The 23955-nt window shown below is 61.0% G+C and carries 21 protein-coding genes; 16 read left to right on the top strand and 5 right to left on the bottom strand.

Features of this window, described 5'->3' with window-relative positions:
* Positions 1-19: 19 nt before the first annotated feature.
* Entirely contained in the window at positions 20-1072 is a 1053-nt protein-coding gene (locus tag AKJ29_RS03690; protein WP_055188047.1) for a stealth family protein, read from the bottom strand.
* Positions 1073-1281: 209 nt separating this feature from the next.
* Here AKJ29_RS03690 and AKJ29_RS03695 point away from each other — a divergent pair, with 209 nt between their 5' ends.
* Positions 1282-1929: a DUF3047 domain-containing protein gene (locus AKJ29_RS03695; protein WP_152972425.1), complete on the top strand. Its 648-nt coding sequence runs from the start codon at positions 1282-1284 to the stop codon at positions 1927-1929.
* A 190-nt stretch (positions 1930-2119) separates the two neighbouring features.
* Here the strand turns inward: AKJ29_RS03695 and AKJ29_RS03700 are convergent, their stop codons facing one another.
* Both AKJ29_RS03700 and parE read right to left on the bottom strand, forming a co-directional pair.
* A complete protein-coding gene (locus AKJ29_RS03700; RefSeq protein WP_074963597.1) occupies positions 2120-2515 on the bottom strand; it encodes a hypothetical protein in 396 nt (131 codons plus the stop codon).
* A gap of 63 nt (positions 2516-2578) precedes the next feature.
* The gene (parE, locus tag AKJ29_RS03705; RefSeq protein ID WP_055188051.1) at positions 2579-4549 is read right to left on the bottom strand and encodes a DNA topoisomerase IV subunit B; all 1971 of its coding nucleotides are present in this window, start codon (positions 4547-4549) and stop codon (positions 2579-2581) included.
* A 196-nt stretch (positions 4550-4745) separates the two neighbouring features.
* Between parE and AKJ29_RS03710 the strand changes: the two genes are divergently transcribed.
* Positions 4746-5870, top strand: coding sequence for a DNA alkylation repair protein (locus tag AKJ29_RS03710; RefSeq protein ID WP_055188053.1), 1125 nt, complete (start codon positions 4746-4748; stop codon positions 5868-5870).
* Positions 5871-5891: 21 nt separating this feature from the next.
* On the opposite strand, the gene truA is transcribed toward AKJ29_RS03710, so the two are convergent.
* Entirely contained in the window at positions 5892-6659 is a 768-nt protein-coding gene (truA, locus tag AKJ29_RS03715) for a tRNA pseudouridine(38-40) synthase TruA (protein ID WP_055188054.1), read from the bottom strand.
* Between the two features lie 192 nt (positions 6660-6851).
* Here truA and AKJ29_RS03720 point away from each other — a divergent pair, with 192 nt between their 5' ends.
* From AKJ29_RS03720 to AKJ29_RS03745, 6 genes are all read left to right on the top strand, one after another.
* The gene (locus AKJ29_RS03720) at positions 6852-8267 is read left to right on the top strand and encodes a YcjX family GTP-binding protein (protein ID WP_055188984.1); all 1416 of its coding nucleotides are present in this window, start codon (positions 6852-6854) and stop codon (positions 8265-8267) included.
* Complete coding sequence (locus AKJ29_RS03725; RefSeq protein ID WP_055188056.1) at positions 8264-8701, top strand: GNAT family N-acetyltransferase; 438 nt, start codon at positions 8264-8266, stop codon at positions 8699-8701. The genes AKJ29_RS03720 and AKJ29_RS03725 overlap by 4 nt, the downstream gene beginning before the upstream one ends.
* On the top strand, positions 8698-9705 hold the full coding sequence (locus AKJ29_RS03730; RefSeq protein ID WP_055188058.1) for a YcjF family protein: 1008 nt from the start codon (positions 8698-8700) through the stop codon (positions 9703-9705). The genes AKJ29_RS03725 and AKJ29_RS03730 overlap by 4 nt, the downstream gene beginning before the upstream one ends.
* A gap of 94 nt (positions 9706-9799) precedes the next feature.
* Positions 9800-12682: a DUF2339 domain-containing protein gene (locus AKJ29_RS03735; protein WP_055188060.1), complete on the top strand. Its 2883-nt coding sequence runs from the start codon at positions 9800-9802 to the stop codon at positions 12680-12682.
* The gene (locus AKJ29_RS03740; protein WP_055188061.1) at positions 12682-13989 is read left to right on the top strand and encodes an SDR family oxidoreductase; all 1308 of its coding nucleotides are present in this window, start codon (positions 12682-12684) and stop codon (positions 13987-13989) included. The genes AKJ29_RS03735 and AKJ29_RS03740 overlap by 1 nt, the downstream gene beginning before the upstream one ends.
* The gene (locus AKJ29_RS03745) at positions 13989-14474 is read left to right on the top strand and encodes a DUF2269 family protein (RefSeq protein ID WP_055188064.1); all 486 of its coding nucleotides are present in this window, start codon (positions 13989-13991) and stop codon (positions 14472-14474) included. The genes AKJ29_RS03740 and AKJ29_RS03745 overlap by 1 nt, the downstream gene beginning before the upstream one ends.
* Before the next feature lie 64 nt (positions 14475-14538).
* Here the strand turns inward: AKJ29_RS03745 and AKJ29_RS03750 are convergent, their stop codons facing one another.
* A complete protein-coding gene (locus AKJ29_RS03750) occupies positions 14539-14973 on the bottom strand; it encodes a group III truncated hemoglobin (protein ID WP_055188066.1) in 435 nt (144 codons plus the stop codon).
* 286 nt (positions 14974-15259) lie between these two features.
* On the opposite strand from AKJ29_RS03750, the gene ileS reads away from it, so the two are divergent.
* The 8 genes from ileS to AKJ29_RS03790 all read left to right on the top strand — a co-directional run bounded on the left by ileS (position 15260) and on the right by AKJ29_RS03790 (position 23539).
* Positions 15260-18169: an isoleucine--tRNA ligase gene (ileS, locus tag AKJ29_RS03755; RefSeq protein ID WP_055188068.1), complete on the top strand. Its 2910-nt coding sequence runs from the start codon at positions 15260-15262 to the stop codon at positions 18167-18169.
* A 325-nt stretch (positions 18170-18494) separates the two neighbouring features.
* The gene (locus AKJ29_RS03760) at positions 18495-18953 is read left to right on the top strand and encodes a methylated-DNA--[protein]-cysteine S-methyltransferase (protein WP_055188986.1); all 459 of its coding nucleotides are present in this window, start codon (positions 18495-18497) and stop codon (positions 18951-18953) included.
* A gap of 51 nt (positions 18954-19004) precedes the next feature.
* On the top strand, positions 19005-19928 hold the full coding sequence (locus AKJ29_RS03765; RefSeq protein ID WP_055188070.1) for an ABC transporter ATP-binding protein: 924 nt from the start codon (positions 19005-19007) through the stop codon (positions 19926-19928).
* Positions 19925-20686: an ABC transporter permease gene (locus AKJ29_RS03770; protein WP_055188072.1), complete on the top strand. Its 762-nt coding sequence runs from the start codon at positions 19925-19927 to the stop codon at positions 20684-20686. The genes AKJ29_RS03765 and AKJ29_RS03770 overlap by 4 nt, the downstream gene beginning before the upstream one ends.
* Before the next feature lie 92 nt (positions 20687-20778).
* Positions 20779-21576, top strand: coding sequence for a S49 family peptidase (locus AKJ29_RS03775; protein ID WP_055188988.1), 798 nt, complete (start codon positions 20779-20781; stop codon positions 21574-21576).
* The gene (locus tag AKJ29_RS19835; RefSeq protein WP_055188074.1) at positions 21577-21753 is read left to right on the top strand and encodes a hypothetical protein; all 177 of its coding nucleotides are present in this window, start codon (positions 21577-21579) and stop codon (positions 21751-21753) included.
* Positions 21754-21756: 3 nt separating this feature from the next.
* A complete protein-coding gene (locus tag AKJ29_RS03785; RefSeq protein ID WP_055188076.1) occupies positions 21757-22722 on the top strand; it encodes a calcium/sodium antiporter in 966 nt (321 codons plus the stop codon).
* 19 nt (positions 22723-22741) lie between these two features.
* Positions 22742-23539 (top strand): SDR family oxidoreductase, encoded by a 798-nt coding sequence (locus AKJ29_RS03790; RefSeq protein ID WP_074963578.1) that lies wholly within the window; start codon positions 22742-22744, stop codon positions 23537-23539.
* The last annotated feature ends 416 nt before the right edge of the window (positions 23540-23955 follow it).

Here is a 23955-nt window from a genome sequence, read left to right on the forward strand (position 1 = left end):
AGCGGCCTGAAGCACCCGTCTATCCTGAAATACCCTCGGTATTGGCCTTGTCTGCCGCCTGATATTCTGCACATTCCGGATGCAGGCATGAGGGCAGATGGCTTTGAAACTTCGTTTTCAAAACCTCCTGAATCTCTGCCGCCAGATCGCTCGGGCACTCGTCAAGGCTTTGAATGCAGCCGAATTGGCTCGCCTCTTGGCGCAGGTCGTCAAACCATGTGCGGCTTGGGCTTTCTTCCGGGTGGAAATAGGCCAGGGAGGCGGGCGCTTGGGCCGGAGTCCGATACTGGTTGAGCTCTAGATGATAGGCCAGCGACAAAGCTGCAAATTGCTCGGAGCTGCGAAATCTATGCTGGATTTGAGATTGCAGAATATCGGGGTTTTGGGCGAAAAACTCTGAGAAAACCGAGCGTCGTGCCGGTCGGGGCCAGTGATCATAGCGAAAATACCGACCTTTCACCCCGGCAAGAGCGGCGGATCGGTTCTGAATCACCCGGAAGTTTGCCTTCACCGGCTTGCGCCGCAATCCGAGCCGTCGCAGCCTTTCCTGAACCCGCGCTTTGAACGCGGCCAGTTCCGGTCGCACCCACTCCCCATGCAGCACAGGTGCCTCGTCCTTGAAAAAATGCGTCGGGCCGAGAGGTTCGTTTATGAAGAAATCATCATTGAAGGACACGAAATTCTCTGTCAGCCCTTCAATGCGCCAAAGCATGGTTTCGATGGTGCGGGAATTGAAGCTCGGCAAAACATCTTCATGCCCCCGGAAAATCTCACGATGATCGACGAGGCGAATGCGATCCGGTGCGCATAGGCCTTCATCGCTGAAATTCTTCAGAAACGCGGGGCTTTGATTGTCCGTCACCACATGGATGGTGCGAATGAAAGGGGCATATTTCAGGATCGAGGCAATGCAGAAATACACCTCGTTCTGACTGTCAAACCGCGTATCCGACGTTGCCGAGGTGTGAAGGTTCGTTTGCTTGCCCTGATAGGCCAGACGTTTGGCCTTGTGGTCGGGATCATTCCCATCGACCCAGGTTATGACCGCGTCAATATGTGGTGGTGTCTGCAACAATATGTTCCTTTTAAAGCCGTCGCAAAAAAGAGGCTGCCAACCTATTATACAATTCAAAATTGTGTCAGTCACGAAAGACTGGGGGCAAAAATTCCGTTTGTGCGGGGCCTCAGGCCCGGGTCACATGTCAATGACATGCACTGACATTCATGTGAGGGACGGATCCGGTAGATTGATCCTTGCCCAAACGGTGCTATGCCGGTGTCATGTTGACCCGTATTCTTTTTCTCTCGGCCCTTCTGGGGATGGTTGTGGTGCCCGCCAAGGCCGGCCCGATCCGGCTGGACGATTGGAAGACCCACTGGTTTGCCTCGTTCTTTTCGCGGGTGACGTTTGAAGGAGCGCCAGATCGCATGGCGGTGGATGCGGATGGGTCCGTGTCGATCACCTATAAACTCCTGCCCATATCCGAACAGGGGGCAAGCAGGGCGTCATGGACATGGTCCGTGGCGAAATCTGTCCCGCCCACGGATCTGACCCGCAAAGGCGGGGATGATCGCAATCTGGCGCTTTACTTTGCTTTCCTGCCCAAAGATCAGGCCGATCAGGCGGCGCGGCAGAGCCTGCGCAAGCTTTTGAAAAACCCCGATGGCCGGGTGCTGGTTTACGTGCATGGCGGCGCGCATAAACGTGGCAGTCTCCTGCCTTCGCCTTACCTTGGGGCCCGCGGCAAAACCGTGGTTCTGCGCCCGTCAGGGGAAGGGGCAGCAACGGAGAGCATCAACCTCGCCGCTGACTATAAGCGCGCCTTTGGTGGGACGCCGGGGGCCTTGGTCGCACTGGCCCTGTCCGCGGATAGTGACGATACGGACGCCGAGATGATGGGGGTGATCGAAGGGCTGCGGTTGGAGTAGCTTCGCCAATCGCAAACGCCCCGTCCGGACGAAGGCCGGACAGCGCCCGACCCTCCCCACGGGAGGGCGCTTTTGCGACGTATCAGCTATGCAGGTAGTTTTCGGGTGTGGTGAGCGAATTGCGCCACGAGAGCGAAACGAGCACCCACCCAGGGTCGGGCGCCTAAACTAGGCGATCATTGCAGGCTGGTCACTTATCGCTCTTCGGTACAGCAGTACAATCATTGCCTTTAAAAGTTGCATCTTTGATGCGCCCGCTTGCGAGCACAAACGTCGTTTCACAGTAGGTCGAAATGTTTTGACCGGGAGTGCCGCCATAAGAATTGGTGTAAGCTACGTTGCCATACACAGTGGTTGTGTAGGTTGGCTGAGTGCCAGGTATGTAAACGCTACCTCTTCGAACGTAACTAATATATTGGTTGCCGCCGCTTCTGTAGGATTTGTCAGGAACGCCCCATTGTGCGATCAACTCTTGCTCTGAGCTGCCTTTCCAGTCGTTTACAAGTTGTTGGTAGCCTTCAGTTGTTGGAATGCAAGCGCTAACTGACGCGGAAATGGTCGCGAAAACAGCCCATTTGAACTTCATCTCGAATCTCGTCTTTTGGTTCATTTCGAGATATGTTTAATCGCCTCAATGGTGTTTTCAACTTCAAACATCCAAATCCTCAGCGAACTTGGCGTTCTCCTGAATATACTGGAACCTTAGCTCGGGTTTCTTGCCCATCAGCTGTTCGACCAGGGTTGCGGTTTCGCCCGGTTCGTCCTCGTCGATGGTCACGCGGATCAGGGTGCGTGAGTCCGGGTCCATCGTGGTTTCTTTCAGGTCCTTCGCGTCCATCTCACCCAGACCCTTAAAGCGCGAGACGTCGATCTTGCCCTTGCCGCCAAGGCCCTTTTCCAACCACGCATCGCGCTCGGCCTCGTCAATGCAATAGACCCGCTTGGCGCCTTGGGTCAGGCGAAACAGCGGCGGGCAGGCCAGATAGAGGTGGCCTGCGTCGATCATCGGCCGCATCTGGGTGAAGAAAAACGTCATCAGAAGCGCCGCGATATGCGCCCCGTCGACGTCCGCGTCGGTCATGATGATGATCTTGTCATAGCGCAGATCATCCACGTTGAACCGCGTGCCCAGCCCGACACCAAGCGCCTGTGTCAGGTCGCTGATCTCGGCATTGGTGCCAAGTTTCGAGCTCGCCGCGCCCAGCACGTTCAGGATCTTACCGCGCAAGGGCAGCAGCGCCTGTGTCTTGCGGTTGCGCGCCATCTTGGCTGATCCGCCAGCCGAGTCGCCCTCGACGATAAACAGCTCGGTCCCTTCGCGGTTGGTGGCGGAACAATCCACCAGCTTGCCGGGCAGGCGCAGTTTCTTGGTGGCGGTTTTGCGCTGGGTCTCTTTTTCCTGCCGACGGCGCAGACGCTCTTCGGCGCGCAGCACAAGGAAATCGAGGATCGCACCCGCGGATTTCGTATCCGCCGCCAGCCAGTTGTCAAAATGGTCGCGCACGGATTGTTCCACCATCTTGGCGGCGGCTTCGGTTGACAGGCGATCCTTGGTCTGGCCGACAAAGGCCGGGTCGGCAATGAAACAGCTGACCAGCGCACAGCCCCCCGCCAGCAGGTCATCACGGGTGATGTTCGCGGCCTTCTTGTTGCCCACCAGTTCGCCATAGGCCTTGATCCCCTTCAGGATCGCGGCCCAGAACCCGGTGACATGGGTGCCGCCTTCGGGGGTGGGCACGGTGTTACAATAGGATTGGATGTAACCGTCGCGCGAAGGCGTCCAGTTGATCGCCCATTCGACATATCCCGGCTCGCCAAATTTCTCACGAAACTCGACCTTGCCCGCGAAGGGCGCCTCGGCATAGACCGACGCCTTGCCAAGAGTTTCCTTCAGATAATCGGCCAGGCCACCGGGGAAGTGAAAGCTGGCTTCGGTGGGCGTTTCGCCATCGTCGATATGGGATTTCCAGCGGATTTCGACACCGGAAAACAGATAGGCTTTGGAGCGCGCCAGGGTGAACAGGCGCTTTGGCTTGAAACGGTGCTTGCCGAAGATCTGTTCATCGGCGTGAAATGTCACCTCGGTGCCGCGGCGATTGGGGGCCGCGCCGATCTTTTCCACCGGGCCCAGCGGCAATCCGCGTGAAAAGCGTTGCTCATACAGCTCTTTGTTCTTGGCGACCTTGACCACCATGCTCTCAGAGAGGGCGTTCACGACCGACGAGCCCACGCCATGCAGGCCACCCGAGGTCTGATAGGCTTTGCCGGAAAATTTGCCGCCCGCGTGCAGGGTGCACAGGATCACCTCAAGCGCCGATTTGTCGGGAAATTTCGGGTGCGGATCAATGGGGATGCCGCGCCCGTTGTCGCGGATGGTGACCGCGTAATCGGCGTGCAGTTCGATCTCGATCCGGTTGGCATGCCCGGCCACGGCCTCGTCCATCGAGTTGTCGAGGATCTCCGCCACCATATGGTGCAGCGCACGTTCATCCGTGCCACCGATATACATGCCCGGACGCTGGCGCACAGGCTCCAGCCCCTCCAGCACTTCGATCGAGGATGCATCATAGGTATCTTGGCCTGCGTTGGCTGTGTGCCCGGCCAGAAGGTCTTCGCTCATGGATATGCCGCCTTGAAAAGCTGTTCTGCTCGTTGGTGTTTTATTATGGCCGAGGCATCGAACGGGGGGAAGCCCTGACGGGAAAATCGGCTGAATTAGCTGTGCATAAGTTTTCCACAGGGGCCGCGCCGCTTTTGGCTTGTGAAAAACTGGGGTGATTGTAATGTGGGGTAAAACGTGAACAAAGGGGTGGCATATGTCGCAGGGGTTCAGTCTGAAAGATCAGCTGATCAATGCCGGGAAGGTCGAGATGTTCGCCGGTTGGCTGTCTGATGCGCTGCCCGGATTTGACGCGGCGGGTTTTCAGGCGCAGGTGATGGGGCAATTGCCGGCGCTGGAGCTCAAGGCGCGGATCCTGTGGATTGCCGAAGTGTTGGAGGATCACCTGCCAAAGGCGTTCCCCGCCGCAGCAGAGGTGATCCACAATGCGTTGCCGCCTGAGCTGGACCCGTCGAAGAGCGACGATGACTTTGGTGATTTCATTATCGACCCGTTCGGGCAGTTCGTGGCGCGCAACGGGCTTGAGGATCTCGATGTTTCCTTGCCGCTGCTCCATGCGCTGACCCGCCGGTTTTCGATGGAATTTGCCATCCGTCCGTTCCTGATCCGTCACAAGGGTCGGATGCAGACTGTGCTGGCTGGCTGGGCGCAGGATGAGAACTACCACGTGCGCCGCCTGGCGTCTGAGGGTGCGCGCCCGAAGCTGCCCTGGGGGCAGCGGATCGGGTGGGCGGAACATGAGACGATCCGGATCCTTGATACGCTCCACGCCGATCCGACCCGCTATGTGACCCGTTCGGTGGCCAATCATCTGAATGACATTGCCAAGACCGACCCGGAGCTGGTGGTCGCAACACTCACGCGGTGGCGGCAAGAGGCGCGGCAGAACGCAAAAGAGTTGGGCTGGATGACCCGCCATGCCTGCCGGACGCTGGTCAAACAGGGCCATCCCGGCGCGCTGGATCTGCTGGGCTATCGCAGCGATGCCAAGGTGACGATGGGACCGATCCAGCTTGCGCCCGCGCATTCTCAGGTGCCGATTGATACGGCGCTGAAGTTCCGGTTTGACCTGACCGTGGATCACGACACCACCCTGCTGGTTGACTATGTGATCCAGTTTCAGCGCGCGGGCGGCAAACTGTCCGAGAAAGTGTTCAAGCTGAAAACCCTGTCCCTGAAAGCCGGGCAGCGGGTGACCTTGCAGAAATCCCATCATTTCAAGGGAAATGCCACGACCTTTCGCCTCTATCCCGGCGCCCATCAGCTAAGCGTGCAGGTGAATGGTCGCAGGCTCGGCACAGCCCAGTTCACCCTGGTCTGAAATATCCTGATCTGACCCCGGTCAGGCGAACGGGTCTTGCGGATAGGTGACCCCGGCCAGATACAGCCCCTCGGGCGGGCAGACCGGGCCACAGGCGGGGCGGGAACGTGCCTCAAGGGCGGCGGTCACATCATCCGGGGTCCAGGCCCCCGCGCCAACCCGTTCCAGCGTACCCATGAATGAGCGCACCTGATTGTGCAGGAACGAGCGTGCGCGCACGTGAAAGCGATACTCCACCTCATTTGGGCGGATCACCTCTTCCACCCGCAACTCATCCAGCGTCTTCACCGGGCTTTCCGCCTGACAGATTGACGAGCGGAACGTGGTGAAATCATGCCGCCCGATCAGCCGGTCAGCCCCGGCCTGCATCATGGCCGCATCCAGCGGATGTTTGATATGCCAGGCCAGCCCCCGATCATGGGTCAGGGGCGCGCGTCGTGAGATCAGCCGAAACAGGTACCGCCGCTCGGTGGCGGAAAACCGGGCGTGAAACGCATCCCTCACCTGTGCGCAATCGACAATCGCCACCCGCGCCTCTCTGAGGTGGTGGTTCAGCGCCTCCGACAGGCGAAACGGATCCCAATCCCGCTCCATGTCACAATGGGCCACCTGACCCAGGCCATGGACCCCGGCATCGGTGCGCCCTGCCGCCGCAATCGTATGCGCGCGCGGCTCCAGACGTGCAAGCGCCGCCTCAATCGCCCCCTGCACCGAGGGCTGATCTTTCTGGCGCTGCCATCCGGCATATCCCGCGCCATGATATTCGACTTTCAACGCAAATCTGGGCATGGCTTCGCATACCGCGCCCGGCGCCGCCCCACAAGCCTGCGTTTATCCTGTCGGAAATATCCCGGGCACACATGCCGCGCGGGGGCCGCGCCCCTCTGCCGGGGACAGGTTGCGCCAACTTCCCCCCCAGTTCCCCCCTAGCGAAACCCCGCCCTCCGCCTTATCTCTTTGTCAAACAACAAGGAGAACACCGTGGGGCTCGGGGATATTGCAGACAGCATTTCACGCCAGATCGAGGCGGTGGGTGATGCCACATCCGAGGCACTGTTTGAACCGGTGATCCGGCTGGGCGTGACCGGGCTCAGCCGTGCGGGCAAGACCGTGTTCATCACCTCGCTGGTGGCCAACCTCATGAACCGGGCGCGAATGACCGGGTTGACCGCCGCCACCACGGGCCGGATCCAGACCGCGTTCCTGCAGCCCCAGCCAGATGATCTGGTCCCCCGGTTCGACTATGAAACACATCTGGCGGCCATGACCGGCCCGGATCCGGTCTGGCCCGCCTCGACCCGCGCCATATCCGAGCTGCGCCTGTCGTTTCGCGTGCAGCCATCGGGGCTTCTGGGCGGGCTGCGAGGCCCGCGCACGGTGCATCTGGACATTGTCGACTATCCCGGCGAATGGCTGCTGGACCTTGCGCTTCTGGATCAAAGCTTTGCCGACTGGTCTGTCGACACGCTGGCACGGGTGGACGGGCGCGAGCAGGCGGCGGATTTCCTTGCCCGCATGAGTGCGACAGACAGCGCCGAGGCCCTTGACGAACCCCATGCCAAAACTCTGGCCGAGAGCTTTGCCACCTATCTCAGACAGGCGCGTGAGGACGGGTTTTCCGACTGCACCCCCGGCCGCTTTTTGCTGCCGGGCGACATGGAGGGCTCTCCCGCGCTGACATTCGCGCCGCTGCCCCCGCGCGCCAAACCGCCGCGCGGGTCGCTGTATCGTGAGTTTGAGCGCCGGTTCGAAGCTTATAAGGCGCGGGTGGTGAAACCCTTTTTCCGTGACCATTTTGCCCGGATCGACCGGCAGGTGGTGCTGGTGGATGTGCTGGGGGCAATCCATGCGGGACCCGCAGCGCTTGAGGATCTGCGCCGGGCAATGGCCGATATCCTCTCCGCGTTTCGCCCGGGGTCCAATGCGTTCCTCAGCCAGCTTTTCCTCGGGCGCCGGGTCGAGCGGATCCTGTTTGCCGCAACCAAGGCCGATCACCTGCACCATTCCCAGCATCCGCACCTGACCGCCATCACCGAGGCGCTGTTGCGCGAGGCGAGGGATCGGGCCGATTTTGCCGGTGCCAAAACCGCGGCCATGGCGATTGCCGCCCTGCGCACCACGGTGGAAGAGCGGATTGATCATCAGGGGCAGGTGCTGGATTGTGTGCGTGGGCGGCTGCTGGAGACGGGAAAGTCGGCCGCTTTTTATCCCGGCGCGTTGCCCGAAGACCCGGCGCGGCTCTTGTCGCCTGCCCGCAATGGCGCCGAAAGCTGGCTGGATGCAGATTATCAGATCATGCGCTTTGCCCCGGCTGATATCAGCCTGAAGCCGGGCGAAGGCCCGCCCCATATCCGGCTTGATCGCGCAGCCGAGTTCCTCATCGGGGACCGGCTATGAAGATCACACCCGCAACGCCCGACCAGGCCCCCGCCATTGCCAATATCCTCAGCCAGTGGAATGCGGCCACGCCCTGGATGCCCCGGGTGCATTCCCGCGCGTCGGAAAAGGAATTTGCAGCCAGGCTGGTGGCGCGTGGCTGGGTTAGCGTGGCGCAGGAGCAGGGCCGGGTGCTTGGGTTTGTGGCGCGTGCGCGGGGCGACATCCATGCGCTTTACGTCGCCCCTCATGCGCGGGGGCGGGGAATTGGCGGCGCGTTGGTGGACCATGCCAAACAGGCAAGCAACCGGCTGACCCTTTATACCTTTGTCGCCAACGAAGCCGCCCAGCGGTTCTATCTGCGCAAGGGGTTTCACGAAGTGGCCCGTGGCGATGGCCGGGACAATGACGAAACCCTGCCTGATATCCGATATGAATGGAGTAAGCCGCAATGACCGACCACAAAAATGCAGGCCCCGTTCTGATCGAACTGGAGGATGCGCCGACACACAGCCCCGCCGAGGTGCCTCCGGTGCCGGATGCGCCCCAGCCCGACCCCACCGGGGCCGCCATGCAGGCGGTGGTGTCGGTTGCATCCCGCAGCCCGTCCCGACTGGGCCGGTGGTTCTGGTCGCTGTTCATGGCATTGGCGGGGTTTGGGCTGTCTGTTGCCGCTTATGATTTCATCACCGGGCTGATCACGCGCAACCTCTGGCTGGGCACCGTGGCCATGGCGCTTCTGGCGGCCTTTCTTTTGGTGGGGGCGCTTCTGGGCCTCAGCGAAATGCTCGCCCTGGTGCGGTTGCGCCGGGTGGATCACCTGCAGGGGGAGGTGGCCCGCGCACTTGCCCATCAGGATCTTGGCGAAGCGCGCGCGGTGGTGGCGCGACTGACCCGGTTCTATCGTGGCCGGGACGAGATGAAATGGGCACTTGATCGCCTCAGCGCGCGCGAAGCGGATGCGTTTGACGCCGACACGCTGCTGGCGCTTGCGGAAAATGAGCTGATGGCCCCTCTGGATCAGGCCGCCCTGCGCGAGATCGAGGCCGCCGCACGTCAGGTGGCCACCGTGACCGCCATTGTTCCGGTCGCACTTGCCGATGTGGTGGCGGCGCTGACCGGAAATATCCGCATGATCCGCCGCGTGGCCGAGATTTATGGCGGGCGCGCCGGCACTCTGGGCAGCTGGCGCCTTTTGCGCGCGGTCATGACCCATCTTGTTGCAACCGGCGCCGTGGCCGTCGGGGACGATCTGTTGGGGTCTTTGGCGGGCGGCGGGATCTTGTCAAAACTGTCGCGCCGGTTCGGCGAAGGGGTGGTCAATGGGGCGCTGACCGCCCGTGTTGGCGTCGCCGCGATGGAGGTGTGCCGCCCCTTGCCCTTCACTGCGCAAAAACGCCCGCAGGTGACGGTTATCGTGAAACGTGCCCTTGTGGGGCTTTTCAGCCAGAAAGACTGAGCCGCGATGCTTTGGCCTTTTGCTACGGGTTTTCCTCAATGGTGCTTTGCCATTGGGCCGGATAGGCTGACTGCGAATCTCACAGGAGCATGTGATGGAATCGGTTTTGGTATTGATTGCATTGATTTATGGATTGGGCCTGCCGGTGGGTGTGGTCTATCTGCTGGTCAGAACTGCACGTCTGGGACGCGAGAACATTGATCTCGGCCTCCGCGTTCGGTCTGCTGAACAGCAGTTGGAGGCGCTGGAGAGCAGGGCGCAGAACGACCCCCTGGAGGGGGGAACAGCCGCGACCGGGCAGCCCCGTCAAGCCGGATTGCAAGAGGCGACTCCCGGTTCAACAGTCAAGCCACAGTCTGCATCTGGACCCGCATCAGAGACCACATCACAGGCTGCATCACGGGCTCCCTGGGGAGATCCCAAAGTGGCAGGGCGCGCCCCGGCGTCCGGTGCAACGCCTCCCTCACCCACCAAAGCTGCGCGTCAAACGGACACTGTAAAGCCGGGTCTGCCCGCGCAAAAACCTGCCCCGCGCACGCCTTCGGCCTTTGACCGGATGATGGGGCAGCTGGGCAGCTGGCTTGTGCAGAACTGGGTCTATGCCGTGGCCGCGGTGTCGCTGGCGCTGGCCGGGATTTTCCTTGTGCAATACGGGATCGAAGCCGGGCTGTTGCCGCCCACCGCACGGGTGCTGGCCGCCCTTGGTTTCGGTGCCCTGCTGATTGGCGCAGGTGAGTATCTGCGCAAACGCTGGGGGGACGGCGAAGACAGCCCCGCCGCCTTCCTGCCTTCTGTCTTTTCCGGGGCAGGGATCGTAACCCTGTTTGCCGGGCTTCTGGCCGCGCGCCACATGTATGATCTGATCGGGCCAACCACGTTGTTTGCCGGGCTGCTATTGGTTGCGGCCGGGGCCATTGTGCTGGGGTGGCTGACCGGGCCGCTTTTGTCCGTGCTGGGCATTGTCGGGGCTTTTGTCACCCCGTTTCTTCTTGGGGGAAGCTCTGACGCGTCTCCGGTGGTGGCCCATCTTGGGCTGGTCACGTTGGTGGGGCTGGCAATTGATACCTATCGCCGCTGGAAGTGGCTGTCGGCGCTGTCGATCATCCTGGGGCAGATCCTGCTGGTCGTGCTGGTGCGCTTTGCGGATGTGGACCCGGAATGGGTGATCGGCTCGGCGCTGATCTTGCCATTTGCCGCGGTGATCGTCATGGGGTGGCGCGTTCTGCCCCGCCTGCCGGGGGCGGCGCTTCTGCCACATCTGGTCACGACGAAATCGCTGCGCGGCCTGCCGCGTCGCATGCTGCTTTTGCAGGGGCTGATGGCGGCAAGTGTGGTCTGGCTGATGCTGTCCTCGACGGCTGGCAGCGCCGAGTTCTGGCTGTCGGTTGGGGCTTTGGCGCTCCTGTCCGGGGGGATGGCCATCTGGGCGCGGCGTTGTGTGGCGATGGAGGATCTGCCGATCCTGCCCGCCATCGGAATGCTGATCACCGCCGCGATGCAGCCCGTGCTCTACCTGGATGTCTGGCAGGCGTTCATCGTGCCGGTCGGACAGGGGGCCTTGGCAAACGGGATCGAGCGCGGGGTTGAGAGTGACCTGCGTCTGGCCCCGGCCTATCTGCTTGCCCTCGCCGTGGGGGTGGGGATCATTGCCGCCTGGCGCAGCCTGACCAGCGATGGTCACAAACGTGTCTGGGCCTTTGCATCTGCCATCTTCGCCCCGGCCATGCTGGTGGTGCTGGAGCTGACATGGGTGCCTGCCAACCAGATCGGGGCCTTCCGCTGGGCGCTGGTGGTGCTGGCGGTGGCCGCGCTGATGGTGATCAAGCTGGAACGGTTTGCACGCGCCGGTGACAAGGACCGGATGCGGCTGTCGCTTGCCCTGATTTCGGCGCTTGGCCTGATCAGCTTTGCCCTGATGCTGGTGCTGTCGCCCTCGGCGCTGACCGTGGCGCTGGCGCTGACCGTGCTGGTCACGGTCGAGATTGACCGGCGGTTCGATCTGCCGCTGCTGGAATGGTTTGCCGTGGTTGGCACCATTCTGGTCTCGGCCCGGCTGGTGCTGGACCCGGGTCTGCCCTGGGCGGATGATGCGCCGATCCGCAGCGTGAGCTTCGCCTTTGCGGGGTCGATCCTGCCGCTGGCGGCGGCCTGGTGGCTCGGCAAGGACCGCAATCGGTTCAAGGCCCTGGTCACGCTGGAAAGTGCCGCCCTGTCGCTGACGGCCATTTTTGCCGCCCTCTTGCTGGACCGTGCGATCGAAACGGCCACGGGTGTGCAATATGAACAGCATTGGGGCGATGGGCTGAATGCGCTGATCTGGATGCTGGTTGGCGCGGTGCAGCTGTGGCGGCTGCAACTGGGCGGGCGTTTGGCCACGCTGCGACTTGGTCTGGCGGCAATCTATGGCGTGTTGGCGCTTGGCTATCTGGCGCGTGCGCTGCTGGTGGACAACCCGTTCACCACCTATGGCGAGGTGATCCACGGCTGGCCGGGGCTGAGCACCCTTGGCGTGGCCTATGCGCTGCCCGCGTTGCTTTTGCTGGGCGTGGCGCGTGGGATGTCGCACCTGCCGGGAAAAGCCCGCCTTGGGTTCGCGCTTGGCGGGGCGGGGCTTCTGGCCTTCTGGGCCGTGGCCGAGATTGCCCATTTCTGGCGCGGCCCCGAACTTGCGGGCCAACCGATGCGCCAGCCTGAGCTTTACACCTACACGGTTGCCCTTCTGCTGGTCGGAGCGGGCCTGCTTTATCAGGCGATTGCACGCGGATCCGATCTGATGCGCCGGGTGGCCATGGGGGTGATCGCCCTGACCTCTGCCAAGGTTTTCCTGGTGGATGCGGCCGGGTTGGACGGGCTGATGCGGGTCTTTTCCTTCCTTGCGCTGGGCTTGTCGCTGGTGGCTCTGGCATGGCTCAACCGCTGGGCCGCAAACCGGGGGAAGGGTGACGGGGATGCTCCCAAACCGGGACCTGATCCGTGATGCGCCAAGACCGGAGGCGGGTTCTGGTATTGGGGGCGTATGGGCTGATCGGCGCGCATATTGCCCGCCACCTCAGCGCCGCGGGCTATCAGGTGACCGGGCTGGGGCGCAACCGCGCAACCGCGCAGCGCATCCTGCCGGATCTGGCGTGGCAGATTGCCGATTTGCGGGATCTGACGGCGCCATCCGACTGGGCTGATCTGCTAGAAGACTGTGACGCGGTGGTGAATTGTGCCGGCGCGTTGCAGGATGGTGGCGAAGATGACCTGTCGGCGGTGCATCACAGGATGCTTGCCGCGTTGTCTGAGGCAACCGCGCGCCATGATGTATCCATTGTGCAGATCTCTGCCGCCGGGGTGTGCCCGGATGCCAGCACCGCCTTTTTCCGGTCAAAAGCGGCTGGGGATGCGGCTCTTCTCGCCTCGGCCGCCCCGGTCTGGATCCTGCGCCCCGGTCTGGTCATCGCGCAGCAGGCCTATGGCGGCACCATGCTCTTGCGGATGCTCGCGGCGGTGCCGTTTGTGCAGCCGCTGGCCCTTGGTAAAACGCCGGTGCAATCTGTTGGCATTGACGATCTTGCCCGTGCGGTTGAGGCCGCACTGGCCGGGGAATTGCCCGAGGGGGAGGTGTTTGATCTGGTTGAAGACACGCCTCGTCCTTTGCGCGAGGTTGTTGCGGCCCATCGAAGCTGGCTGGGCTTCCCGCCCGCCCGAATGTCGCTGCCCGTGCCTGCGATCCTGCTTCCTCTGGTCGGGCGTTGTGCCGATGGCCTCGGGCGGCTGGGCTGGCGTTCGCCCCTGCGCAGCACCGCCCTTGAGGTTCTGAAAGACGGGATCACTGGCGATCCGGCGGCCTTTCAGGCGGCGGGTGGGACGGTTGCCTCCTTGCCTGCGGTTCTGGCGTCGATACCGGTCGGGGCAGAGCACCGGATGCAGGCGCGCCTGTCGCTGCTGATGCCTGTCCTTCTGGTGGGCCTGTCGCTTTTCTGGATTGTGTCCGGTGTGATGGGGGTGGTTTCTCTGACCGCGGCGGCACAGGTTCTGACCGATGCGGGGTGGGCGCTGTGGCCCGCGAAGCTCTCCGTTCTTTTCTGGGCGGTGGTTGATGTAGCACTGGGGATGGCGCTTTGGGTCCGGCGCTGGGCCGGGCTGGCCTGTTGGGGGATGATTTCCGTCAGTGTGATCTATCTGCTCTCGGCAAGTTTTGTCACCCCAGAGCTTTGGGTCGATCCGCTGGGGCCGCTGGTCAAGGTGATCCCGGTGATTCTGGCCGCGCTGACCCTGCGGGTGATGTTGGAGAGCCGCTGATGGAAGGTGTGGTGGACGGGCTGCTATTGCTGCGATGGGCCCATATCCTTGGGGCCACGGTGCTGATGGGCACGGGGGCGGGGATTGCGTTTTTCATGGTGATTGCCCAGCGGTCGCGGGACCCGGCCCTGATTGCCCATGTGGCGGGGATCGTGGTGTTGGCCGACATGGTCTTCACCGCGACCGCTGCGGTGGTGCAACCGATCACCGGCATGTTTTTGGCATGGGGATTGGGGTGGAGCCTGTGGGAGCCATGGTTGCTGACCGGTATCGGGCTTTATCTTTTTGTTGGCCTGTTCTGGCTGCCGGTGGTCTGGATCCAGATCCGGCTGCGGGATTTGGCGAAGGGGGCTGCGCGGGAAGGGGCAGAGCTGCCGGACCAATACCACCGCCTTTATCGCATCTGGTTTACCTGTGGCTGGCCCGCTTTTGTGGCGATGCTGGCGATTTTCTGGGTGATGCTGGCGCGGCCTGACTTGTGGTGAAAGGGGCGCTGCCCCTCGGACTGCGTCCTCACCCCGAGGTATTTTTCGCAAGAAAAAGACGCTGTCAGAACAGGCTGGGCGGGGTGGATTTTGGCCGGTGGAGGTCTTCGATACCCAACCGCAGCCCACGCCCGATCCGGTGGGCCAGTGCAATCCATGGGCGGGCGGTTTGCGGGGCAAGCTCTTCGGTGACCACCTCTTCGAACAGCGCAAGCCACGGGTCGAAATGCTCTGCCATCACATTGCCCGCCTGCATATGGGCGCGCATCGGGTTGCCGTCATAGCCCGGCTCGCGCAGGATGGCCCCGCGCCAGAACCGTGAAATCAGCGCGATATGGTCCTGCCATTCCGGATCCCCGGTGCCAACATGGCCGTTGAAGATCGGACCCAGTTCGGGGTGGGTGCGGATCCGGGCGTAAAACCGGGTCAGCACCTGATCGATCTCTTCCCCTGTGATGTCGAAAAGCTGCATTGGGTTGGGCATGGTGGGGTTGGGCATCGTGAGGGTCCGGGTTTTGTCTGGGTTTCCTGACTAAATTAGTCGGGTCGCGGCGGGCTGCCAAGCGGTGAAAGCAGGACAATTGCGCGCAGGGTGCCATGGTATCATGGCTTTACGAAGCCCGCACGCGGCCCTATAACGCCCCCATGATGCACCATCAGGCGATCATCATTATTCGAATTATCTGCCCGGCGCTCGCGAACTGAGACGCCGGGACAAGGCGTATGGACCTGCCGCGCCGCTCCTTCCCCAGACAGACGAACAGTTTCCGAAAAGGACCGGACACATGTGTGCCGACACCCCAGAATACAAAGACACCCTGAGCCTTCCCGAAACCGATTTCCCGATGCGTGCAGGCCTGCCCAAGCGCGAGCCGGGCTGGCTTGATCGTTGGAACGAGATCGGCGTCTATGATCGTCTGCGCGAGAAGGGCAAGGCCGAAAATCGCCCGCCCTTCGTGCTGCATGACGGCCCCCCCTATGCCAACGGCCACCTGCATATCGGCCACGCGCTGAACAAGATCCTCAAGGACATGATCGTGCGCTCGCACCAGATGATGGGATATGATGCGCGGTATGTGCCGGGCTGGGATTGCCACGGTCTGCCGATCGAATGGAAGATCGAAGAGCAATACCGCAAGAAGGGCAAGAACAAGGACGATGTGGATGTCGTCGACTTCCGTCAGGAATGCCGCAAGTTCGCCGAGGGCTGGATCGACATCCAGCGCGAAGAATTCAAGCGGCTGGGCATCACCGGCAATTGGGCTGACCCCTATCTGACCATGAATTTCCATGCGGAAGCGGTGATTGCCGAGGAATTCATGAAGTTCCTGATGAACGGCACGCTTTATCAGGGGTCCAAACCCGTGATGTGGTCGCCGGTCGAAAAGACCGCGCTGGCCGAGGCCGAGATCGAGTATCACGATCATAAATCGCACACGATCTGGGTGCCGTTCTCGTTTGCCAAGGCCGAAGGTGATCTGGCCGGGGCCCGCGTGGTGATCTGGACCACCACCCCCTGGACGATCCCGTCGAACAAGGCGGTCGCCTATAACGATAAGGTGGCCTATGGGCTTTACCGCGTTGATGCGACCGAAGAGGAAAGCTGGACCAATCCGGGCGACCTCTACCTCTTTGCGGACACGCTGGCTGAGGATGCACTGGGCAAGTCCCGCGTGACCGGGTTCACCCGCGTGCGGGATGTGGCGGCCAGCGAGTTTGCAGGCGCAATCCTCAAACACCCCTTTGCCGGCCTCGACGGCGCAGACGGCTTCTGGGACTATGACGTGCCGATGATTGATGGCGATCACGTGACGGACGATGCCGGGACCGGTTTTGTGCACACCGCGCCCAGCCACGGTGCTGATGACTATGAATGTTTCGTCAAGCGCAACTGGATCGACCGGATGACCCATAATGTGGGTGAGGAATCGGAGTTCCTGCCCCATGTGCCGTTCTTTGCAGGCCTTCAGGTCTTTGACCGCAAGGGCAAAGAGGGCAAGGCCAACAACGCCGTGATCGCCAAACTGGTTGAGGCCGGTGGCATCATCGCCCGTGGCCGCGTGACGCACAGCTATCCGCATTCGTGGCGTTCGAAAGCGCCGATCGTGTTCCGTAACACGCCGCAGTGGTTTGCATCCGTGGACCGCGAGGTTGGTGACGGGCAGGACGAGATGGGCAAAACCATCCGCACCCGCGCGCTCAATTCAATCGACAAGCTTGTGAAATGGTGGCCGCAGGCGGGCCGCAACCGCCTCTATTCGATGATCGAAGCGCGTCCTGACTGGGTGCTGTCGCGTCAACGTGCCTGGGGTGTGCCGCTGACCTGTTTCGTGAAAAAAGGCGCGTTGCCGACGGACCCGGATTTCCTGCTGCGTGATGCTGAGGTGAACGCGCGGATTTCGGCGGCGTTTGAGGCCGAAGGGGCTGACGCCTGGTATAAGCAGGGCGCCAAGGAAGCCTTTATCGGCAATGCGGCAGACCCGGCGGAATATGAGCAGGTCTTCGACGTGCTCGACGTATGGTTTGACAGTGGCTCGACCCACTCCTTTGTGCTGCGCGACCGCGAAGATGGCGCTGAGGATGGCATTGCTGACGTGTATCTGGAAGGCACCGACCAGCACCGCGGTTGGTTCCACTCGTCGCTGCTGCAGGCCTGTGGCACGAAAGGCCGCGCGCCCTATAAGAACGTGATCACCCACGGGTTCACGCTGGATGCGAAGGGCATGAAAATGTCCAAATCACTGGGCAACACCATCGCGCCGGAACAGGTGATCAAGCAATATGGTGCGGATATCCTGCGCCTGTGGGTCGCGCAATCGGACTACTCGGTGGATCTGCGCATCGGGGACGAGATCCTGAAAGGTGTGGCCGACAGCTATCGCCGCCTGCGCAACACGATGCGTTTCATGCTGGGCAACCTGCATGGGTTTGATGAGGGAGAGCGCGTGGATGTGGCAGATATGCCCGAGCTGGAACGCTGGGTGCTGCACCGTCTGGCGGAACTCGATCACACCGTGCGCGCAGGCTACAAGACGTTCGATTTCCAGGGCGTGTTCTCGGCCGTGTTCAACTTTGCCACCGTGGATCTGTCGAGCTTCTATTTCGACATCCGCAAAGACGCGCTTTATTGCGACGGCGAAGACAGTCTGAACCGCCGTGCCGCGCGCACCGTGCTGGACATCCTGTTCCACCGCCTGACCACCTGGCTCGCGCCGGTCCTGTGTTTCACCATGGAAGAGGTCTGGCTGGAACGCTTCCCGGGGGATGACAGCTCGGTCCACATGATCGACCTGCCGGACACGCCCGCCGATTGGCTGGATGAGCCGCTGGCTGCAAAATGGGCCGGTATCCGCCGCGTGCGCCGCGTGGTCACCGCCGCGCTGGAAATCCAGCGCCGCGACAAGGTGATCGGCGCGTCACTGGAGGCGGCGCCGGTGGTGCATGTGCGGGACGCTGATGTGCTGGATGCGCTGAAAACCGTGACGTTTGAAGATGTGGCCATCACCTCGCAGATCGTGCTGACACATGACCCGCTGCCCGCCGAAGCCTTCCGCCTGCCGGAAGTCGAGGGCGTGGGCGTGGTGTTTGAAAAAGCCGCGGGCGAGAAATGCGGCCGCTGCTGGAAGATCCTGCCGGATGTGGGCAAACATGACCATCCAGACACCTGTGGCCGCTGCAACAGTGCGCTGGGGTGATTGTTGCCATCTGACACAATCAAGGGCGTGCTGCGGCGCGCCCTTTTTTATTGCCTGTTATGGCCTTTCATTGTCGTGCGGAGCCGCGCTTGCGGCGCGGCACTTTTGAAAGCTCACGTCGTGAGCCGGTTGGGGGCGCTGCCCCCGGCCCATCTTCCAGATGGGCTCCCCCCGAAGTATTTTGAGCAAGAAGAAGATCTGCGCCCTCATTTTCTGGTCAGAAATATCCTGGGGTGAGGGTGCCCTCGAAGAGGGGGCGAGGGGCAAAGCCTCTATTCGCAAGCTTCGGATTGCTGATGGCGGTTTTGTAGGGCAGGGTGGGGGCATGTTGCAGATCACATGTCCTTCTCCGGTCGGCCCGCTTGTTGTTACAGAAGAAAGCGGAGCGATCACACGGCTGACCTGGGGAGAGGCTCCTGACCAGGGGGTGAGCCCGCTGTTGCGAGAGGCGCAGGCGCAGCTTGTCTCTTATTTCGACGGGCGGCTGCGTCAATTCGATTTGCCCCTGCGTGTCAGGGGATCTGACTTTCAGCGGGCGGTTTGTGCGGCCATGTCGTCCATCCCTTATGGCGAGACCATGACCTATGGCGAAATTGCTGCGCTGACCGGCAATTCCGCGCAGGCGATCGGAAATGCCTGTGGCGCCAACCCGATCCCGATCCTCATTCCCTGCCATCGCGTGCTGGGGGCCGGTGGCAGGCTTGTCGGGTTTTCCGGCGCGGGCGGGATTGAGACAAAAGTTCAGCTGTTGCGTCTTGAAGGTGCTGCGGGATTGCTTATCTGATCTCTTTGGCCTGCGTATAAAGACGGGCAGATGGGGAAGACAGGAGTGATCATGGCCGAGATCCTGAAGGTCAGCGGGCTGACCAAGACCTATGATGGCGGGCACCAGGCGCTGAAAGGCGTGGATCTTTCGATTGAAGAAGGTGAGATCCTGGCCCTGCTTGGTCCAAATGGGGCTGGGAAAACAACTCTTATTTCAATAATTTGCGGGATTGCCACGGCGAGTTCGGGGACAATTTCCGTGGCCGGGCATGACCATATTCATGAATTTCGGGCGGCGCGGGGCCTGATTGGGCTGGTGCCACAGGAAATCAATCTGGAACCGTTTGAGACGGTGATGAATACGGTGCGGTTTTCGCGTGGGTTGTTTGGCAAGCCACGTGATGACGCGCGGATTGAGGAGATCCTGAAACTGCTCTCTCTTTATGACAAGCGCAACAACCGCATCATGACCCTGTCAGGCGGCATGAAACGTCGGGTGCTGATCGCCAAGGCCCTGTGCCATGACCCGCGGATCCTGTTTCTGGATGAACCCACGGCGGGCGTGGATGTGGAACTGCGCAAGGACATGTGGGAGATCGTGGCGCGTCTGAAAGAGACCGGCGTGACCATCATCCTCACCACCCATTACATCGAAGAGGCCGAGGCGATGGCCGACCGGATCGGGGTGATTTCCAAGGGGGAAATCCTGCTGATCGAAGAGAAGGACGCGCTGATCAAACGGCTGGGGCGCAAGGAATTACATATCGAGCTTTCGGATCCGATCGAGGAATTGCCGCCCTCGCTGGCGGGCAAGGGGGTGACCATGGAAAATGGCCACCTGATCTACACCTATAACACGCAGGCCAACAGCACCGGGATTACCGGCCTCTTGGCGGATCTGCGCGCGGCCGGGCTGCATATGGTGGACCTGTCGACCAAGCAAAGCTCGCTTGAAGAGATCTTTGTCGATCTCGTGAAGGAGGATGCGGCATGAACTGGAATGCAATTGCAGCCATCTATCGCTTTGAAATGGCGCGGGCATTTCGCACTTTGGCGCAGTCGGTCATATCCCCGGTCCTGTCCACCTCGCTTTATTTCGTGGTGTTTGGCGCGGCCATCGGGTCGCGGATCGACCAGGTCGAGGGGGTGAGCTATGGCGCCTTCATCGTGCCGGGCCTGATCATGCTGACGGTGCTGACGCAGGCCACGACAAACGCGAGTTTCGGGATCTATTTCCCGAAATTCATCGGCACGGTTTACGAGCTCCTCTCGGCGCCGGTGTCTTTTGTCGAGATTGTGATCGGCTATGTGGGAGCGGCTGCGACCAAGGCGCTGATGATCGGGTTGATCATCTTTGCCACCGCGCATTTCTTTGTTGATCTGACCATTGCGCACCCGATCTGGATGATCACGTTTCTGGTGATGACCTGTCTCAGTTTTTCTTTGCTCGGGTTCATCATCGGGATCTGGGCGAAAAACTTTGAACAACTTCAACTGGTGCCGCTTTTGGTGATCACGCCTCTCGTATTCCTTGGCGGCTCTTTTTACTCGATCTCGATGCTGCCGCCGGTTTGGCAGACCATCACGCTGTTCAACCCGGTGGTCTATCTGATCTCCGGCTTCCGCTGGGCGTTTTTTGACGTGGCTGACGTGTCGGTGGTCTGGTCGGTGGTGGCCATTGTCGGGTTCATGAGCGCGTGTCTCCTGGCCATTGGCTGGATTTTCCGCACCGGCTGGCGGCTGCGCAGTTGATCCCGGTGTTCGATCCAGGAAATATCACTGACGGGGAGAAACCCCCCGTCTCAACCCTTGAGACCAACCCGCAGGCAGATTACATCACCCCCATGGTAAAGCTGATCCCCTTCCTGAAACGCCCGCCCACGGTTGCGGTGATCCGCCTGCAGGGCATGATCGCCAGCGGCAATCGCGGGCAGCTGAACGATGTCTCCATGGCCCCCGCGATCGAGCGCGCCTTTCGCAAGGGGAAACCCAGCGCGGTGGCGCTGGTGATCAATTCTCCGGGCGGCTCGCCGGTGCAATCCAGCCTGATCGCCGCCCGCATCCGCCGGTTGGCAGCGGAAAAAAATGTGCCAGTGGTGGCCTTTGTCGAAGATGTGGCCGCCTCGGGCGGCTATTGGCTGGCGACGGCGGCGGATGAGATCTTGGTGGATGAAAACTCGGTTGTCGGCTCCATCGGCGTGATCTCGGCGGGCTTTGGTCTGACGGGCCTGATCGAGAAGCTGGGCGTGGACCGGCGGGTTTACACGGCGGGCAGATCCAAATCACAGCTGGACCCGTTCCGCCCGGAAAACCCCGAAGATGTCGAACGCCTGAAAAGGCTGCTTGACGATATCCACGTGAATTTCAAGACCCAGGTGGAAACCCGCCGGGCTGGCAAATTGCCGGAAGGCGAAGACCTGTTTACCGGCGAGATCTGGCTGGGGCGCAAGGCCATCGAGAAAGGGCTGGTGGACGGGATCGGCCATCTGGTGCCCGCAATGAAGGCGCGGTTTGGCGACAAGGTGCGCTTCCGTGTCTATGGCGTCCGACGCGGGATCCTGTCCCGCTTTGGCCTGCGCCTGATGAATGACGCGATCACCCAGATCGAGGAGCGCGCGGAATATGCGCGGTTTGGCCTTTAAATGGTGATCAAGATTGTTGTCCTCTTTCTGGTGGCGATGGGGGTGCTGGCCATGTTCGGCAAGCTCCGCTATCCCGGTCAGAACCGCGTGGACGCAATGAAATGCCCCCGATGCGGGCGGTTTCTTCTAGGTAAATCCGCCCGGAAGAACGGATGTGAGTGTAGGGGAAAGGGCTGAGCCTTGGATCTGATTTTCGCGGCCCTTGGCCTCATTATTCTTTTGCTCGCAGGCGACAGTCTGGTGCGGGGCGCCGTGAACCTGTCGCTGCGCCTTGGCGTGCCTGCGCTGATCGTGTCGCTGACCATTGTGGCGTTCGGCACCTCTGCGCCCGAGCTTTTGATTTCGGTGCAGGCCATTCATGAAGGTGTGCCCGGTCTGGCGCTGGGCAATGTGGTGGGGTCAAATACTGCCAATATCCTTCTGGTGCTGGGGGTGCCCGCCCTTATGCGCGGGCTGTCGACCGGTTCGTGTGACACACGCAAAAGCTATAAACAGATGATGGCGGCCTCGGTCCTGTTTTTCATCCTCTGCTTTAATGGCATCATCACCTGGGTGCAGGGCGCGATCCTGCTGTCGGTGCTGGGGCTGATTCTCTATTCGGCCTTTGGCGAGGCGATGTGCCATCGCCGCGCCTGCAAGGAAAATCAGGCAGAGCCCTGTGACGAGGATGAAGAGGTCGAAGGGGCGGACCCCGACATGGCCTGGTGGAAGGTGATCCTGTTCCTGATCCTTGGATTGATCGGCCTGCCTCTCGGGGCGGATCTGCTGGTGGATGCCTCCACAAATATCGCCCGCACCATGGGGGTCTCTGAAACCGTGATCGGCCTGACCCTTGTGGCCCTTGGCACATCCCTGCCCGAACTGGCCACCACCGTGATGGCGGCCCTGCGCAATCAGGCCGAGGTGGCGCTGGGCAATGTGATCGGTTCGAACATGTTCAACCTGCTGGCCATTATCGGTGTGGCGTCCTTTGTGGGGCCGATCCCGGTTGAGCCGGGCATCCTTCAGTTCGATATCTGGGTGATGCTGGCCGTGTCCGCACTGCTTGCACCCTTCGTGTTCTGGAAATGGCATATGGGCCGGATCTGGGGCGGTATTCTGACATTGCTTTATCTGGTCTACGTGTCGATAGTGCTGACCCATTAACCCCTTGCAGGAGTGCGCGATGACAGAGCGGATGACAAAACGGGCTTTGGTCACCGGGGCAGGGGCCCGGCTTGGTCGCGCAATGGCGTTGGAACTGGCGCGTCAGGGATATGACGTGGCGGTGCATTATGCGGCCTCTGCCAGTGGGGCGGAAGAGACCGCCGCGATGATCCGCGACCTTGGCCGGAACGCGGTGACGCTTCAGGCGGATCTGCTGGATATGCGGGCGGCAGAAATGCTGGTCCCGCAGGCGGCCGAGGCATTGGGCGGCCCGCTTTCTACGCTGGTCAACAATGCGTCGGTGTTTGAATACGACACTATTTCGACCGCCACGCAAGACAGCTGGGACCGTCATATCAATTCCAACCTGCGGGCCCCGTTTTTTATGATCCAGTCTTTTGCCGCACAGGTGCCAGAGGCGGTGATGGATGAAAATGGGGAACCCGTCGCGCGCGCCGTGGTGGTGAATATGCTGGATCAGAGGATCAAGAAACTGACCCCGGAATTCATGACCTACACGCTGGCCAAAGCCGGGCTTTGGACCCTCACCCAGACAGCAGCCCAGGGGCTTGCACCCCATGTGCGGGTCAACGGAATTGCGCCGGGACCCACCCTGATCGGGCACCGCCAGTCCGAGGCACATTTTGCAGCGCAACGTGCGGGCACGGTGCTGGGGCGTGGTGCGGGAACCATGGATATCGTGGCCGCGTTTTCCTACCTTCTGAACGCGCCGTCGGTGACCGGTCAGGTGATTGCCGTGGATGGCGGCCAGCATCTTGGCTGGAAAACGCCGGATATTCGCGGGGTCGAAAAGTAACCTCAAGCGGTTCGACTTTCACCTGTGACAGAGAAAAATCGAATCGCAGCAAGAGAGATCAATGTCGAGGGCGTTTCGGAAGAAACATGTGTTCCAAGTTTATTCCGAAACGCTTTAGGGAAGGCGAAACTGTACGAGCGGTCCAAAGTTGTGCACCTGTTCAATTCTTCCCTAGTGGCAACTATCTTTTTTGTAATGAAATCAAAACATTACAAAATGTTCATATTTTTTTCATTAAATATCAGTCACTTAGAAAAGTGCCTAAAAAATAGGCAAGCTAAAGGGGAGGGTGTAAAATAAGGGAAATCCCTGCAGTCTCGCAGGTAATCCTCAGACTTATCCACAGATTTTGTGGGCATGTTTTCCCTTGCCTCTCGCACGGTAAGATTGCAGTCAGCAAAAGATTCGCACAGGAC

Origin of the sequence: Aliiroseovarius crassostreae (assembly GCF_001307765.1) — a bacterium.
GTDB lineage: Bacteria > Pseudomonadota > Alphaproteobacteria > Rhodobacterales > Rhodobacteraceae > Aliiroseovarius > Aliiroseovarius crassostreae.

Excerpts from the sequence above, each read along its gene's own strand:
- ileS (WP_055188068.1), top strand. The coding sequence starts at position 15,260 with ATGTGTGCCGACACCCCAGAATACAAAGACACCCTGAGCCTTCCCGAA.
- AKJ29_RS03745 (WP_055188064.1), top strand. The coding sequence starts at position 13,989 with ATGGAAGGTGTGGTGGACGGGCTGCTATTGCTGCGATGGGCCCATATC.
- AKJ29_RS03790 (WP_074963578.1), top strand. The coding sequence starts at position 22,742 with ATGACAGAGCGGATGACAAAACGGGCTTTGGTCACCGGGGCAGGGGCC.
- AKJ29_RS03770 (WP_055188072.1), top strand. The coding sequence starts at position 19,925 with ATGAACTGGAATGCAATTGCAGCCATCTATCGCTTTGAAATGGCGCGG.
- AKJ29_RS19835 (WP_055188074.1), top strand. The coding sequence starts at position 21,577 with ATGGTGATCAAGATTGTTGTCCTCTTTCTGGTGGCGATGGGGGTGCTG.
- AKJ29_RS03765 (WP_055188070.1), top strand. The coding sequence starts at position 19,005 with ATGGCCGAGATCCTGAAGGTCAGCGGGCTGACCAAGACCTATGATGGC.
- AKJ29_RS03695 (WP_152972425.1), top strand. The coding sequence starts at position 1,282 with ATGTTGACCCGTATTCTTTTTCTCTCGGCCCTTCTGGGGATGGTTGTG.
- AKJ29_RS03750 (WP_055188066.1), bottom strand. The coding sequence starts at position 14,973 with ATGCCCAACCCCACCATGCCCAACCCAATGCAGCTTTTCGACATCACA.
- AKJ29_RS03775 (WP_055188988.1), top strand. The coding sequence starts at position 20,779 with ATGGTAAAGCTGATCCCCTTCCTGAAACGCCCGCCCACGGTTGCGGTG.
- parE (WP_055188051.1), bottom strand. The coding sequence starts at position 4,549 with ATGAGCGAAGACCTTCTGGCCGGGCACACAGCCAACGCAGGCCAAGAT.
- AKJ29_RS03735 (WP_055188060.1), top strand. The coding sequence starts at position 9,800 with ATGGAATCGGTTTTGGTATTGATTGCATTGATTTATGGATTGGGCCTG.
- AKJ29_RS03700 (WP_074963597.1), bottom strand. The coding sequence starts at position 2,515 with ATGAAGTTCAAATGGGCTGTTTTCGCGACCATTTCCGCGTCAGTTAGC.
- truA (WP_055188054.1), bottom strand. The coding sequence starts at position 6,659 with ATGCCCAGATTTGCGTTGAAAGTCGAATATCATGGCGCGGGATATGCC.
- AKJ29_RS03710 (WP_055188053.1), top strand. The coding sequence starts at position 4,746 with ATGTCGCAGGGGTTCAGTCTGAAAGATCAGCTGATCAATGCCGGGAAG.
- AKJ29_RS03740 (WP_055188061.1), top strand. The coding sequence starts at position 12,682 with ATGCGCCAAGACCGGAGGCGGGTTCTGGTATTGGGGGCGTATGGGCTG.
- AKJ29_RS03760 (WP_055188986.1), top strand. The coding sequence starts at position 18,495 with ATGTTGCAGATCACATGTCCTTCTCCGGTCGGCCCGCTTGTTGTTACA.
- AKJ29_RS03725 (WP_055188056.1), top strand. The coding sequence starts at position 8,264 with ATGAAGATCACACCCGCAACGCCCGACCAGGCCCCCGCCATTGCCAAT.
- AKJ29_RS03730 (WP_055188058.1), top strand. The coding sequence starts at position 8,698 with ATGACCGACCACAAAAATGCAGGCCCCGTTCTGATCGAACTGGAGGAT.